Source organism: Halomonas sp. PR-M31, assembly GCF_001039575.1.
In the GTDB taxonomy this organism is placed as follows: Bacteria; Pseudomonadota; Gammaproteobacteria; order Pseudomonadales; family Halomonadaceae; genus Modicisalibacter.
Map to the genome: position 1 here is coordinate 64,749 of NZ_JIBT01000032.1, position 12,776 is coordinate 77,524.

A 12,776-nucleotide genomic window follows, 5' to 3' on the forward strand; every position below is an offset into this window, starting at 1 on the left:
TCATGATGTCACGTATGCCCCTCAAGTCGCTTACCGTTGCGGTGCTCGGCACATTGGCCTTCAACGCCCAGGCCGCGGAATATGAATGGACCTTCCAGACCTCGGAAACCTCCGGCGAGCCTCAGTTCGAGATCAAGAAGGCCTGGGCCGACGAGGTCGAGGAAAAATCCGACGGTCGCATTCAGATCGAGATCCTACCGGTCAATGCGGTGGTTCAAGCCAACCAGACCCTACAGGCGGTCAAGTCCGGCATCCTGCAGGGGCATCTGACCGATCCCAGCTACTTCACCGGGCAGAATCCGGCCTTCGGCATGTTGGGTAACCTAGTCGGTGCCTGGGGCGATCCCGAGGAATTTCTCGACTACATGCGCAATGCCGGGGGTGAAGAGCTCTACAACGAGCTGGTCGAGCCTTATGGCCTGCATCTGATTGGCGCCGCGGCAACGGGCCTCGAAGCCTTGCCTTCCAAGCGACCGATTCGCACCGTTGACGATCTTAAGGGGCTGAAGCTGCGTGCTCCGGAGGGCATGGTCTACAACATCTTCGAGAAAGCCGGTGCCACACCGGTAAATCTGCCCGGCTCCGAGGTCTATACCGCCCTGGAAAAGGGCGTCATCGATGCGGCGGACTACACCGTTTTCGCTACCAATTACCAGCAAGGGCTGTACGAGTTCGCGCCGTATCCCAGCTATCCGGGCTTTCACTCCCTGCCCATGGTGGCGGTGTCTCTCAACAAGGATATCTGGGATAGCCTGCCGGACGATCTGAAAAGCATGCTTGAAAGCACCGTCGTCGACATGGGCGACGAGATGGTGGCCAAGCTCAAAGAGCTCGATCAGAAAGCGGTGGAAGAGGTGCGTCAGAACCCGGACATCGAGATTATCGACCTGCCCGATGAGGAACGCGCCAAGTTTCGTAACATCGCCGAAGAAGAATGGGCTGCCTGGGCCGAGAAGAACGACATGACCCGCAAGGTTTATGACTCGGTGACCGCCTATCTCAAAGAAAACGATCTGATGTAAGACTAACGTGCTTATGCATGCGGGAGCTCGCATCAGCAAGCGATGGGGTCTCCCCATCGCCCGATAAATCGGGCTCCTACAAAAGCTAACGGTTTCGTTTATTGGTAGGAGCTCGCATCAGCAAGCGATGGGGTCTCCCCATCGCCCGATAATTCGGGCCCCCGCAAAAGTCGGCGGTCTTGCTTGTTGGTAGGAGCTTGCTTCAGCGAGCGATAGGGGTCTCCCCATCGCCCGATAAATCGGGCTCCTACAAAAGCCAACGATTTCGTTTATTGGTAGGAGCTCGCTTCAGCGAGCGATGCGGGTGTCATCATTGCTCAACGAATCGGGCTCCCAAGCACACTGAAGGAATCTGCTCGGATTCCTTCTGTTTTTTGTTTAGAGGATAGGTCATGTCACCACACCCACCTTCTAATAAGGGTTCTCCAAAGCCCGAGGAAGACGAACTCGCCGGCCCGACCTCCGGAGAAGCCACGACTCAGCCTGACCCGGTCAGAAGCAGGTTCGACAAGGGAATAGTCTGGTGCGGACGAGGCGCCGCCTGGCTGATATTCATCGCCATGGCGATCAGTGTTTTCGAGGTCATCATGCGCTACGGCTTTGATTCCCCCACCTCCTGGGTACATGAGTCCGTGGTCATGCTGGTGGCGGTGAGTTTTTCCTTGGGCGGCCCGGTGGCTCTGGCCAGCAATCGCCACATTCGCGTGCGGGTGCTCTATGACACCGTCGGGCCGCGTTTCAAACTGTGGCTCGATCGCTTCAACGATCTGGTGACCCTTGGTTTTTGCGTAGGAATGAGCTACGCGCCTATGTCATGTTCTGGGACGCTTCCCACAACCCGTTGGGCGAGTGGTCGCTGGAACGCTCCGGCACCTACTGGAATCCGCCTTTTCCAGCGTTGGTCAAGGGTGTGATCATGCTGGCGCTGATCATCATGTGCGTGCAGTCACTGATTCATCTCGTTCAATCGTTACGCGCGCGACCCGATGATCGCGTCGAGGACGCAGGGGAGGCACGCTGATGGAAATCGCGGACGGAACGCTGCTGCTCGTTGGGGCGATCTTTGCCCTGCTGGTGACTGGCCTGCCCCTGGCCTTCGTTACGGGGCTCGTCGCCTTGGCCTTCACTTTTGGCTGGTTCGGCCCCAATGCGCTGCCTCTGGTGACCAGTCGGGTCTATGGCTTCGTCACGGAATACTCCCTGGTGGCGGTGCCGATGTTCGTGTTGATGGCATCCTTGCTCGATCGATCCGGGATCGCCAAGGATCTATTCAACGCCATGCGGGTATTTGCCGGCCGTCTGCCCGGCGGTGTCGCCATTCAGACCGTGGTGGTGGCGTTCTTCCTGGCGGCGCTATCCGGGATCATTGGCGGTGAAATAGTGCTATTGGGCATTCTTGCCTTGCCCCAGATGCTGCGGCTTGGTTACGACAAACATCTTTCCATCGGGGTAGTGTGCGCCGGCGGCTCCCTGGGGACCATGATGCCGCCCTCTATTGTGTTGATCATTTACGGTCTGATTGCCAGCGAATCCATCGCCGATCTGTTCACCGCGGCCATCACCCCGGCGATGATTCTGATGGGCAGCTACATTGCCTACATTCTGGTGCGCTGCTTGAAAAATCCCAAGCTGGGACCGCCCATGACCGAGGCGGATCGCCAGGAAGGGTTCGCTACCAAAGGGAAGGCGCTCAAGGCAATCATCATCCCGGGCCTGATTGCTTTCATGGTGCTGGGATCGATCTATGGCGGGGTGGCCTCGGTCACCGAGGCGGCAGCGATGGGGGTGTTCGGTGTGCTATTGGCGGTGGTCGGACGTGGCGAGTTCTCCTTCAAGACCCTGCACGAGAGCCTGAGCCAGACCCTGACCACCTGCGGCATGATCATCTGGATCGGTATCGGCGCAGCCGCCCTGGTGGGGGTCTACAATCTGATGGGTGGCAATCGTTTCATCTCCCAGTTGATTTTGGGATTGGACGTCGAGCCGATCATGATCATCCTGGTGATGATGGGCATTCTGCTGATGCTGGGCATGTTCCTCGACTGGATTGGCGTTGCCATGCTGACCCTGCCGATCTTCGTGCCCATCGTCGAGCAGTTAGGCTACAGCCCGATCTGGTTCGGCATTCTGTTTGCGGTCAACATGCAGGTGTCGTTCCTGTCGCCGCCCTTTGGTCCCGCCGCCTTTTATCTCAAGGGGGTGGCGCCACCTGGCATCAGCCTCAAGGATATCTTCGTATCCTTGCTGCCGTTCATCGCGATTCAGCTGTGCGTGTTGATGGCACTGTTGGTGTGGCCGAATCTTGCGATGTGGTTGGTTTGAGAATAGGAGTCGAGCATGAACGAAACACGTCGAGCTGCCCTGCAGGCGGCTCTCGAGAAATTGCCCTTGGTCGCCATTCTGAGAGGCGTGCGACCCGAGGAGATAGACGGGATCTTTGATGCGCTGGTTGAGATCGGCTTCAAGATGATTGAAATTCCGCTCAATTCGCCTTCTGCCTTCGAGAGTATCGAACGCATTGCCAAGCGCTGCCCCGAAGACGTGGTGATCGGGGCGGGCACGGTGCTCGATCCAGCGGCCTGCGCGCGACTTGCCGAGCTCGATGCACCAATTCTCATTACACCCAATACGAATACCGCGGTGATCAACGAGGCAGTGGCTCAAGGGCTTGCGCCGATGATTGGCTGCATGACGCCGACAGAGGCCCTGGCCGCCGTAGCGGCAGGAGCCACGACCTTGAAACTCTTTCCCGCGGCACGCCTGGGTGTCGGTTACTTCAAGGATCTCAAGGCGGTGCTGCCGCCGGAACTGCCGGTCTTTGCCGTGGGCGGCATTGGCAAGGACAACATGAGCGAATGGATGAGCGCCGGCATCGATGGGTTTGGCTTCGGCGGCAGTGTCTATCGCCCTGGCTGGACGGCAAAGAAGGTGGAGGATCATGGTCGGGAACTGATCGCCGAATGGCGCCGAGTGCGGGAGACGCAAATCCAGGCGGAGTTCTTCGAGCGTGAGGCGGATGCATGAATCAACTGCCAGAACGCTTGATTGCGATCGATTGGGGAACCAGCAATTTCCGCGCCTTTCTGGTTGATGCCAGCAGCGGTGAGTGTCTGGAGAGCCGGCGCTCCGAGGCGGGGCTGCGCGCCTTGAGCAGTGCGGAGTTCCCGCATTACTGCGCTGCACAGATTGATGATTGGCGTGATGAAGGGCGCGTGCCGGTTTATCTTGCCGGCATGGTTGGCTCTGCCCGAGGCTGGAGTGAGGCACCTCAGCTAGATCTTCCGGTGAGCGCCAGCGATCTGGCGGATCATGTCGTGGCAGCGCCTGGGCTCGATAACGCCTGGATAGCGCCCGGGGTCAAGGTGGTGACGGTCGATCAGGTGGATGTCATGCGCGGGGAGGAAATCCAGGCCTTTGGTGCTCTCGCCATGAACAGTGATGACACGGCGCTGTGCTGTCTGCCGGGCACTCACAGCAAGTGGGTGCGCCTGGAGGCAGGGCGGATGGTCGATTTCACGACCCTGATGACCGGCGAGCTATATCATGCGGTGCGCTTTCATACCCTGCCCGGTGAACCTGATCGAGGCAGTGAAGCCTTCGATGAAAAAGGCTTTGAGCAGGGCATGGAGGCGGCGCGACATCCCTCGGGCCCGTTACATGCCCTGTTCGAGGCGCGCAGTCGGCATTTATATGCCGGGCTTGCCGCCACCCAGGTAGGCAGTTTTATCTCCGGGGTGCTGATCGGCAGTGAAGTCCGTACTCAGCGAGCATTGTTTCCTGACGCCAATAAGATACTGCTGGTCGGCTCCAGTACGCTCAACGCGCTTTATCGGCAGGCCTTGGAAAAAGAGGGGTTTATCGTTCAGGAAGTCGACAGCGACAGCGCTATCTTGGCAGGAATATGCGCTCTGGCTAGGCGCCACCGTAATTCCTAGCGCTCGTTCAGCTGGGCAAGAAAGCGCTCGACGATGGCTTTCGGGGAATAGCGAACATCCAGACAGATGGCTTCGTCATCGTTCGGCGGCTCCAGGGTTTGCAGCTGACTGTCGAGCATGTGTTCGCCGGTGAAAAAGTGTGTTTTGCGAGCGCTCAGTCGCTTTAGCAGCACGTTACGGCTAGCCTCCAGATAAAGAATGTTCAATGCCGGCGCGCCTTGGCGCAAGACATCACGATAGCGCTTCTTGAGAGCGGAGCAGGCGATCACCACGTCGCGTCCCTGCCGGCGATAATGATCAAAGAGATCGCTTAGCGTCATAAGCCACTCTTTACGATCCTCGTCGTCAAGAGGCTCTCCACGCGCCATCTTGGCCACGTTCAAAGGGCTATGGTGGTCATCCGCATCGATGAACTCAGCCCCCATCGCAACAGCGATATCCCGGCCGATATGGGATTTCCCCGAGCCGGAAACTCCCATTACCAGTATGCAGCGCGCTGAATCATTCATTGCGGTTGAAGATCGATATGATAGGAAAGGTTGTTTTCTATTAGAAGGTTTCTCCTCGGCGCACCGCACCGAGGAGAAAAGCCAAGAGCCGTTACTTCTTCACCATCCGATAGATGACCAGCAATACGATGGCACCCAGCACCGCTACGACGAAGCTGCCCAGGTTGAAGCCGGTGACCGAGCCAAAACCCAGCGCCGAGCCGATCCAGCCGCCGACCACGGCGCCCAGAATACCGATGATGATGGTGACGATGAAGCCACCAGGGTCTTTGCCGGGCATGATGAGTTTGGCAATGACGCCGGCAATGAGACCGAAAACGATCCAGGCAAGAATACCCATGGTGTTTCCTTACGCTTGGGAATGAGCCCTCTATAATGGAGGTAACGACTAGATACGACAAGACTTAGCATCTTGCACTATAAGTAGATCAAGCCGGTACAATAAAGATCACATGCTCATGCTGGATGCCTGCTCATGCACTGTCCTTTTTGTGGATCTCAAGATACCCGGGTAACTGACTCGCGCCTGGTCGCCGAAGGTGATCAGGTGCGCCGTCGTCGCCAGTGTGCAAGCTGTGGTGAGCGCTTCACTACCTACGAAACTGCTGAGCTGATCATGCCTCGCGTCATCAAGGCCGACGACTCTCGGGAAGATTTCAATGAAGCCAAGCTGCGGGCAGGCATGTTGCGTGCCCTGGAAAAACGCCCGGTAAGCGCCGAGTCCATCGAAGCGGCGGTAGAACGTATCCGCCAACGTCTGCGAGCCCGGGGCGAGCGCGAGGTTGACGCGCGAGAGATCGGCGGAGAAGTGATGCATGCGCTCAAGCGACTCGATCAAGTGGCTTATATTCGCTTTGCGTCCGTCTATCGACGCTTTCAGGATCTCGATGAGTTTCGCGCCGAGATCGACCGTCTGGCCCAGGAGCCTGGATTCTCTTCTCAAGAGGATGAGCAGTAGGCAATGACGACCATGATCCCGGAAACCTGGATGGCCCGAGCGCTTGTGCTGGCCCGGCGCGGTCTCTATAGCACCGATCCTAATCCGCGAGTCGGCTGCGTGCTGATCAAGAATGATCGTTTGATCGGTGAGGGCTGGCATCAGTACGCAGGGGAGCCCCATGCGGAGATTAACGCGCTTCGACATGCCGATGAGGATGCGCGAGGCGCGACTGCCTTTGTCACACTCGAACCCTGTTCCCATCAGGGGCGTACCGGTCCTTGCTGCCAGGCACTGATCGAAGCCGGCGTCGCCCGGGTGGTCATCGCCATGCAAGATCCTAACCCCTTGGTTGCTGGTCGCGGTATTGCTCTGCTTGAAGCAGCAGGGATCGAGGTCGAGGTCGGTCTGCTCGAAACCCAAGCCCGGGCCCTGAACCCGGGGTTCATTGCGCGCATGGAGCGCAAGCGTCCCTTCGTGCGCCTGAAGATGGCCATGAGTCTCGATGCGCGAACCGCCATGGCTAGCGGCGAATCCCAGTGGATCACCGGCCCGGCGGCACGTACCGAGGTGCAGCGCCTGCGCGCGCGCTCCAGTGCGGTAATGACAGGCGTCGAATCCATCATCTTCGATAATTCCCGGCTCACGGTACGACCCGAGCAGTTGAATCTGGATCAAGATGAAACGATTGGCCGCCATCAGCCGCTGCGGGTAGTGATCGACTCACATCTTCGCCTGCCCCTTGCGGCGGCATGTTTGCGCGAGCCAGGGCGCACCCTGATCGCCACGTGCAGTAACGACCAGGCGCGCCGTGAAGCGCGCGAGCAGGCCGGTGCGCAAGTCGTCGTACTTGCCTGTGAAGCACAGGGGCGCGTCGATTTGCAGGCGCTGCTGGAGTACCTGGCCGATCAGGAGAGTTGCAACGAGGTGCTGCTGGAAACCGGTGCGACCCTGGCTGGGGCCATGCTTGATGCGGATTTGATCGACGAAATGCATTTGTTCGTAGCGCCCATCCTGCTAGGGGGAGAAGCGCGCCCGCTATTCGCGCTACCTGGCCTGGAGCGCATGGCGCAACAGCGCGCGTTGCAGATCGACGACATTCGCGCCATTGGTCATGATTGGCGTATTATTGCCCGCCCGAAACATCGGGGCTGACAGTGTCAAAGCCGTCATGCTCGGGATCGTTGAGGCCCGAAGGGCTGGCGCCATTGCCCGGGTGCAGGTACCCTGAGCCCGATCTGACCGGCTGAAACTCCAGGATCAGACCGGATGTTGTCGTTATTCACCGACGAGTTTGTCAGTAATACATCGTGGAGAATTCATGTCACCTTCCTCTTCTCAGCCCTCCGGCAAGAGCACTTCCAAGGATTCGCCTGCCTCGACGCTGGCCAGCATCGAAGAGCTGATCGAGGAGATTCGCCAGGGCCGGATGGTCATCCTCATGGACGACGAGGATCGCGAGAATGAAGGCGATATCATCATGGCCGCGGAAAAGGTCGAAGCGGCCCATATCAATTTCATGGCCCGCCATGCCCGGGGCCTGATCTGTTTACCCATGACCCGAGAACGCTGCGAACGGCTCAATCTGCCGTTGATGGTGCGTGACAACAACTCCGGTTTCGGCACCAAGTTCACGCTTTCCATTGAAGCCGCTCAGGGCGTGACCACCGGCATCTCCGCGGCTGATAGGGCCCGTACGGTACGTGCGGCGGTGGCTCGAGACGCAAAGGCTGCCGATATCGTTCAGCCAGGGCATATCTTTCCGTTGATGGCGGAGCCCGGCGGCGTGCTGCGTCGTGCCGGACACACCGAGGCGGCCTGCGATCTGGCCGCCATGGCAGGTCTTGATCCAAGCGGCGTGATCTGCGAGGTCATGAACGAAGATGGCAGCATGGCCCGGCGCGGCGAACTCGAGCAATTTGCTCTCGAGCACGATGTGAAGATGGGTACCATCGCCGATCTGATTCATTATCGTATTCACAACGAGCAGACCATCGAGCTCACCGAGCAAGTCCCGGTGCAGACCGCCGTTGGCGATCTGACATTGAATGTCTTTCGTGATCGCATTCAAGGGGCCCACCATGTAGCCCTGGTCAAGGGAAAACCCACGCCTGACGTACCCACCACGGTGCGAGTTCACCTGGCGGACACTCTACGTGACGTGCTGATGCTGCAGCGCCCGGAAGGCAGGGGCTGGACCGCCCATGCGGCACTTGAGACGATCGCCCAGGCGGACGCAGGGGTGCTGGTGCTGCTCGATGATGGGCGAGGCCCCTTGGATTTCAAGACCCAGCTGGACGTCTTTCTGGGCCGTGCGCGAATGCCGCGTTCCACGGACTCCGACGGTTCGGGTAATTACTTGATGATTGGTACCGGGTCGCAGATATTGCGTCGGCTTGGGGTGAGCAAGATGCGTCTGCTCAGCTCGCCCTGGAAGTTCTCCGCGCTCTCCGGTTTCGATCTGGAGGTAGTCGAGCTCTTGAGCGGGGATGCCCCGGCAGACGAATAGGACGAATAGAAAGACCTGCCAGAGAAATCGGTTGGAAAACCGGTTAGACGTTAGAATAGACTTTTTTCGCCAGGATTGACTATGCAACCGATCACCCAAGTCGAAGGCTCCTTTACCGATGTCGACGGTCGTTACGTCATCGTCGTTGGTCGTTTCAATCATCATGTGGTCGATAGCCTGGTGGAAGGCGCCATCGATAGTCTGACGCGCCATGGAGTCGATGAAGACAATATCGATATCGTGCATGTTCCCGGCGCTTGGGAGCTGCCGCTGGCGGTCAAGCGGGCGCTGCGTTTGATCAAACCCGATGCGGTCATTGCCCTGGGGGCTGTGATTCGTGGCGGTACGCCGCATTTCGAGTATGTGGCTGGTGGCTGCAACGCCGCGCTAGGCAATCTTCAACTGGAGTTCGAGACTCCTATCGCCAATGGCGTTCTTACCGTCAACTCCATTGAGCAGGCCATCGAGCGATCCGGTACCAAGGCCGGCAACAAGGGCACCGAGGCGGCCATGGCCGCCATGGAGATGGTGTCCTTGTTGAAACGGTTGGGAGGGAAGGAATGAGTGCCGCCAGGCGAAATGCGGTAAACGCCGGTCAGGCTCGACATGCGGCTAGGGAGCTGACGATTCAGGGACTTTATCAATGGCAGCTCAACGGCAAGTCTGCTACCAGCCTGGAAGCCGAATTTCGCAGCCAAGTGGCGGATGATGATCTCGAGGATCATGAGAACTGGTCCAAGGTGATGGAGATCGCCGATCTGGCACTGTTTCATGAGCTGCTTCACAACGTAATACGTGAGCGTGCCGATCTGGATGCGTCGATCGAGCCGCTACTGGATCGACGTATCAAGGATCTGGACCCCATCGAACTCGCCATTTTACGCTTGGGAGCCTACGAGCTGGCGAAACGCCCCGAAGTACCCTATCGCGTGGTGATCAATGAAGGCGTCGAGCTGGCCAAGTCCTTTGGCGCAACCGACGGCCACAAGTATGTCAATGGCATCCTCGACAAGCTTGCCGCACGACTCAGAAATGCCGAGGTCAATGCCCGGCGCCGCTGATAGGCCACGTCGCGACCTAGGCGAGTTCGAGCTTATCGCTCGCTATCTCGCGGGTCGCGATGAAGGCAAGGCGTCCGGTCTGGTGCTGGGTCCAGGGGACGACTGCGCGTTGTTGTCGCCAAGCCCGGGGCATCAGCTGGCGGTAAGCGTCGATACTTCGGTGGTCGACGTGCATTTTCCCGCCGCGGCGCCTGCCTACGCGGTAGGTCATCGCGCACTCGCCGTTGCCCTGAGCGATCTGGCCGCCATGGGCGCCCGGGCACGCTGGTGCACCATGGCGCTGACGATTCCACAAGTGGACGAAACCTGGGTTGCCGACTTCAGCGACGGCTTTCATGCGCTGTGTCGGGAAAGCGACGTCTGTCTGATTGGAGGTGACGTAACCCGCGGTCAGTTGAGCATCAGCGTGACCGTTCATGGCGAAGTGCCGCCGAATCAAGCCTTGCGTCGCAGCGGCGGTCAGGCCGGCGATTTGCTGGCAGTTACCGGGGCGCTAGGCGGTGGGCTGGGCGGTTTGAAAGCCTGGCAAGCCGGTGAGCGGGATCTCGAACATGAACTGCTCAAGACATATCTGCTGCCTCGGCCTCGACTCGCTGCCGGTTTGATACTGAATGATCTGGCCCACTGTGCCATCGACATTTCCGATGGGCTTCTAGCGGATCTGGGACATATTTGTCAGGCCAGCGGGGTAGGCGCTGAACTGAATCTTTCACAGCTGCCTCTGGTTGCGGGGCTCGAGACTGCCCTGGGGCAGGACGCGGCACGCCGCGCGGCGTTGACGGGAGGAGACGATTACGAGCTGCTGTTCAGTCTTCCGCCCGCGGTTGTCGATGTCGCCCGTCAGCGTTTGGCCGTCAGTGGTGATACCTTGACCGTGATCGGGCATTTGACAGAAACACCTGGCATTGCCGGCATCGATGCCGAACTCATCGGCGGCTGGCAGCATTTCGGGGGAGGAGCGTCATGAATCGTGCGCCGTCCAGCGTCTGGCGACGCCCCACCCACTTCTTTGCGTTTGGTCTAGGCAGCGGTGCAGTGCCTTTTGCGCCGGGTACCTTTGGCACGCTGGCGGCGATCCCTTTCTACTGGTTGATGTCCGATCTGACGCTCTCCTGGTATCTCGGCCTAGTGCTGTTTGCCAGCCTCCTGGGTATCTGGCTGTGTGACAAGACCTCCCGTGATCTGGGCGTTCACGATCATTCGGGTATCGTCTGGGATGAGTTTGTCGGCTACTGGATCACCATGGCGGCGGTACCGTTCTCCTGGGAGTCTGCTCTGTGGGGCTTTGTGGTGTTCCGAGTCTTCGACATCATCAAGCCCTGGCCAATTCGCTGGGTCGATCGGCGGGTCGCCGGCGGCTTCGGCATCATGCTGGATGACATACTGGCAGGCGTGTTGGCCTGGAGCGTGATGCATCTGTGGTTCTGGCTACACTGAGTTAATTCAAGAGAACGTCATGCGTAAGATCTGGTTAGTAGTTGTCATCGTTGCAGTACTTGGAGCGGGATATCTGGGCGCCCAAGCCTATTCCAGTCATGTCTTTGAGCGAGAACTTACGCGCACTCTTGAGAATCTACGCGCAAATCAACAGTGGCAGGTAACCCGAGATGAAGTCGAGCGCGGCTGGTTTCATTCCAGCGGTCGTTTGAAAATCACCCCGGTTGGCGAACAGGCGTGGTGGTTGATCACGCCCTACGTTGCTCGGCATGGACTGTTAAGCACCCGGCTCGATGGTGCTCTACAGGCTTATCTAGACTCGAGTGAGTTCGAATCTCTACAGAGTGGCTTGCACCAAGGAGAGACTGTCCTGTTCGGTGATGTGCTGGACTCTGCAGAACCCCGTTGGGTCACCACGCTGCATACCCTTGATCGACGCGCCGAAGGCCGTCTTAACATTCCTTCTTTTGTGCTGACCCGAGAAGGTGAGCAACTGTCATCGGAGGGCGCCGAATTCACGTTCGACGGCCACGCAAGCGATATACGCATTGAAGGCGTCATTACACCGTTACAGTGGCAGAATGCAACGACCAGGCTGATTGCAGGGCCTTTGCGTATCGACAGTCGTTATCGGGTTGCCGGCGGCGACTATCTTTCTCAGCACAGTGAGCTGGTCCTCGAGCAACTGCAGTACGATGCCCGGCAGCAGGCGCCGATTACTCTGCTGGGTTTACGCTATGAAAGCGATACCCAGCTTGATGAGCAATTTGCTATTAATGGGAGCGTCGCCCTGGACGAGGCACGAGTCGCAGGGGAGTCAATGCTTTCTGGCCGTCTCAACGCCAGGCTAGAGCGGCTCAACGGCGATGCCGTTCGTCGTTTGCAAGCGCAGTTTGCTACGTTGGTCGAGGAGCAGGCCAGTGATTTCTGGTCACTCAGCGATGCAGAGCGCAACGCACTCATTGAGCGCCTCGAGCCAGTTCTGCTGGCCACGTTGATGGATTCGCCTCGTTTCACTCTTGAAGGCATTACCTTGCGAAGCCCGCTGTTCGGAGTGGATGTTCGTGGCAGCGGCGAGTTGGTCTTCGCGGGTGATGATAGTCAGACGCTAAGCATCAACGATTTGCTGAACGGAAATACCCAGGCATGGCGCGAACGCCTGAACGGCAGCTTCAGTTGGAAAGGAGTGCCGCCGCTCCTGGCACTGCAGCTCGGGCTATCTCCAGATACTCGCCAGTTCGAAATGCAGGTCAAGCAAGGCAATCTGCTGATCAACGACAAACCGTTACCGCCGCTTTTCTGACACTCATTTCAGCTGTGATGTTAGCCGGCTCTTGAACTTGCCGTCCATCGCCCGCATCCACAA

The 12,776-nt window shown here is 58.6% G+C and carries 14 protein-coding genes and 1 pseudogene; 13 read left to right on the top strand and 2 right to left on the bottom strand.

Annotated features, from left to right (window positions below; genetic code table 11):
• The first annotated feature begins 2 nt into the window (after window positions 1-2).
• From CH74_RS09785 to CH74_RS09805, 5 genes and pseudogenes are all read left to right on the top strand, one after another.
• Window positions 3-1,022 (top strand): TRAP transporter substrate-binding protein, encoded by a 1,020-nt coding sequence (locus tag CH74_RS09785; protein WP_048307256.1) that lies wholly within the window; start codon window positions 3-5, stop codon window positions 1,020-1,022.
• A gap of 392 nt (window positions 1,023-1,414) precedes the next feature.
• A pseudogene (locus CH74_RS09790) lies at window positions 1,415-2,043 on the top strand (TRAP transporter small permease subunit).
• Entirely contained in the window at window positions 2,043-3,344 is a 1,302-nt protein-coding gene (locus CH74_RS09795) for a TRAP transporter large permease subunit (protein WP_048307257.1), read from the top strand. Before CH74_RS09790 ends, CH74_RS09795 begins: the two are co-directional and overlap by 1 nt.
• A gap of 15 nt (window positions 3,345-3,359) precedes the next feature.
• Entirely contained in the window at window positions 3,360-4,046 is a 687-nt protein-coding gene (locus CH74_RS09800) for a 2-dehydro-3-deoxy-6-phosphogalactonate aldolase (RefSeq protein ID WP_048307258.1), read from the top strand.
• Window positions 4,043-4,957, top strand: coding sequence for a 2-dehydro-3-deoxygalactonokinase (locus tag CH74_RS09805; RefSeq protein WP_048307260.1), 915 nt, complete (start codon window positions 4,043-4,045; stop codon window positions 4,955-4,957). The genes CH74_RS09800 and CH74_RS09805 overlap by 4 nt, the downstream gene beginning before the upstream one ends.
• On the opposite strand, the gene CH74_RS09810 is transcribed toward CH74_RS09805, so the two are convergent.
• Window positions 4,954-5,466, bottom strand: coding sequence for a gluconokinase (locus CH74_RS09810; RefSeq protein ID WP_048307262.1), 513 nt, complete (start codon window positions 5,464-5,466; stop codon window positions 4,954-4,956). The genes CH74_RS09805 and CH74_RS09810 overlap by 4 nt on opposite strands.
• 91 nt (window positions 5,467-5,557) lie before the next feature.
• A complete protein-coding gene (locus CH74_RS09815; RefSeq protein ID WP_048307263.1) occupies window positions 5,558-5,806 on the bottom strand; it encodes a GlsB/YeaQ/YmgE family stress response membrane protein in 249 nt (82 codons plus the stop codon).
• Between the two features lie 135 nt (window positions 5,807-5,941).
• Between CH74_RS09815 and nrdR the strand changes: the two genes are divergently transcribed.
• The 8 genes from nrdR to CH74_RS09855 all read left to right on the top strand — a co-directional run bounded on the left by nrdR (window position 5,942) and on the right by CH74_RS09855 (window position 12,713).
• Window positions 5,942-6,424 carry a transcriptional regulator NrdR gene (gene nrdR, locus CH74_RS09820; RefSeq protein ID WP_048307264.1) on the top strand — a complete coding sequence of 161 codons (483 nt, stop codon included), beginning with the start codon at window positions 5,942-5,944 and terminating at the stop codon, window positions 6,422-6,424.
• Window positions 6,425-6,427: 3 nt separating this feature from the next.
• Window positions 6,428-7,558: a bifunctional diaminohydroxyphosphoribosylaminopyrimidine deaminase/5-amino-6-(5-phosphoribosylamino)uracil reductase RibD gene (gene ribD, locus CH74_RS09825; protein ID WP_048307265.1), complete on the top strand. Its 1,131-nt coding sequence runs from the start codon at window positions 6,428-6,430 to the stop codon at window positions 7,556-7,558.
• 166 nt (window positions 7,559-7,724) lie between these two features.
• Window positions 7,725-8,912: a bifunctional 3,4-dihydroxy-2-butanone-4-phosphate synthase/GTP cyclohydrolase II gene (gene ribBA / locus CH74_RS09830; RefSeq protein ID WP_048307266.1), complete on the top strand. Its 1,188-nt coding sequence runs from the start codon at window positions 7,725-7,727 to the stop codon at window positions 8,910-8,912.
• Between the two features lie 81 nt (window positions 8,913-8,993).
• Window positions 8,994-9,476: a 6,7-dimethyl-8-ribityllumazine synthase gene (gene ribE / locus CH74_RS09835; protein ID WP_048307267.1), complete on the top strand. Its 483-nt coding sequence runs from the start codon at window positions 8,994-8,996 to the stop codon at window positions 9,474-9,476.
• Entirely contained in the window at window positions 9,473-9,973 is a 501-nt protein-coding gene (nusB, locus tag CH74_RS09840) for a transcription antitermination factor NusB (protein ID WP_048307268.1), read from the top strand. Before ribE ends, nusB begins: the two co-directional genes overlap by 4 nt.
• Window positions 9,945-10,940, top strand: a complete 996-nt coding sequence (thiL, locus tag CH74_RS09845) for a thiamine-phosphate kinase (protein ID WP_253273026.1) — start codon at window positions 9,945-9,947, stop codon at window positions 10,938-10,940. Before nusB ends, thiL begins: the two co-directional genes overlap by 29 nt.
• The gene (locus tag CH74_RS09850; RefSeq protein WP_048307270.1) at window positions 10,937-11,410 is read left to right on the top strand and encodes a phosphatidylglycerophosphatase A; all 474 of its coding nucleotides are present in this window, start codon (window positions 10,937-10,939) and stop codon (window positions 11,408-11,410) included. The genes thiL and CH74_RS09850 overlap by 4 nt, the downstream gene beginning before the upstream one ends.
• A 19-nt stretch (window positions 11,411-11,429) precedes the next feature.
• Entirely contained in the window at window positions 11,430-12,713 is a 1,284-nt protein-coding gene (locus CH74_RS09855) for a DUF945 family protein (RefSeq protein ID WP_048307271.1), read from the top strand.
• Window positions 12,714-12,776: the final 63 nt, after the last annotated feature.

Coding starts and splice junctions, on each gene's coding strand:
- CH74_RS09785 (WP_048307256.1), top strand. CDS start 3: ATGATGTCACGTATGCCCCTCAAGTCGCTTACCGTTGCGGTGCTCGGC.
- CH74_RS09795 (WP_048307257.1), top strand. CDS start 2,043: ATGGAAATCGCGGACGGAACGCTGCTGCTCGTTGGGGCGATCTTTGCC.
- CH74_RS09800 (WP_048307258.1), top strand. CDS start 3,360: ATGAACGAAACACGTCGAGCTGCCCTGCAGGCGGCTCTCGAGAAATTG.
- CH74_RS09805 (WP_048307260.1), top strand. CDS start 4,043: ATGAATCAACTGCCAGAACGCTTGATTGCGATCGATTGGGGAACCAGC.
- CH74_RS09810 (WP_048307262.1), bottom strand. CDS start 5,466: ATGAATGATTCAGCGCGCTGCATACTGGTAATGGGAGTTTCCGGCTCG.
- CH74_RS09815 (WP_048307263.1), bottom strand. CDS start 5,806: ATGGGTATTCTTGCCTGGATCGTTTTCGGTCTCATTGCCGGCGTCATT.
- nrdR (WP_048307264.1), top strand. CDS start 5,942: ATGCACTGTCCTTTTTGTGGATCTCAAGATACCCGGGTAACTGACTCG.
- ribD (WP_048307265.1), top strand. CDS start 6,428: ATGACGACCATGATCCCGGAAACCTGGATGGCCCGAGCGCTTGTGCTG.
- ribBA (WP_048307266.1), top strand. CDS start 7,725: ATGTCACCTTCCTCTTCTCAGCCCTCCGGCAAGAGCACTTCCAAGGAT.
- ribE (WP_048307267.1), top strand. CDS start 8,994: ATGCAACCGATCACCCAAGTCGAAGGCTCCTTTACCGATGTCGACGGT.
- nusB (WP_048307268.1), top strand. CDS start 9,473: ATGAGTGCCGCCAGGCGAAATGCGGTAAACGCCGGTCAGGCTCGACAT.
- thiL (WP_253273026.1), top strand. CDS start 9,945: ATGCCGAGGTCAATGCCCGGCGCCGCTGATAGGCCACGTCGCGACCTA.
- CH74_RS09850 (WP_048307270.1), top strand. CDS start 10,937: ATGAATCGTGCGCCGTCCAGCGTCTGGCGACGCCCCACCCACTTCTTT.
- CH74_RS09855 (WP_048307271.1), top strand. CDS start 11,430: ATGCGTAAGATCTGGTTAGTAGTTGTCATCGTTGCAGTACTTGGAGCG.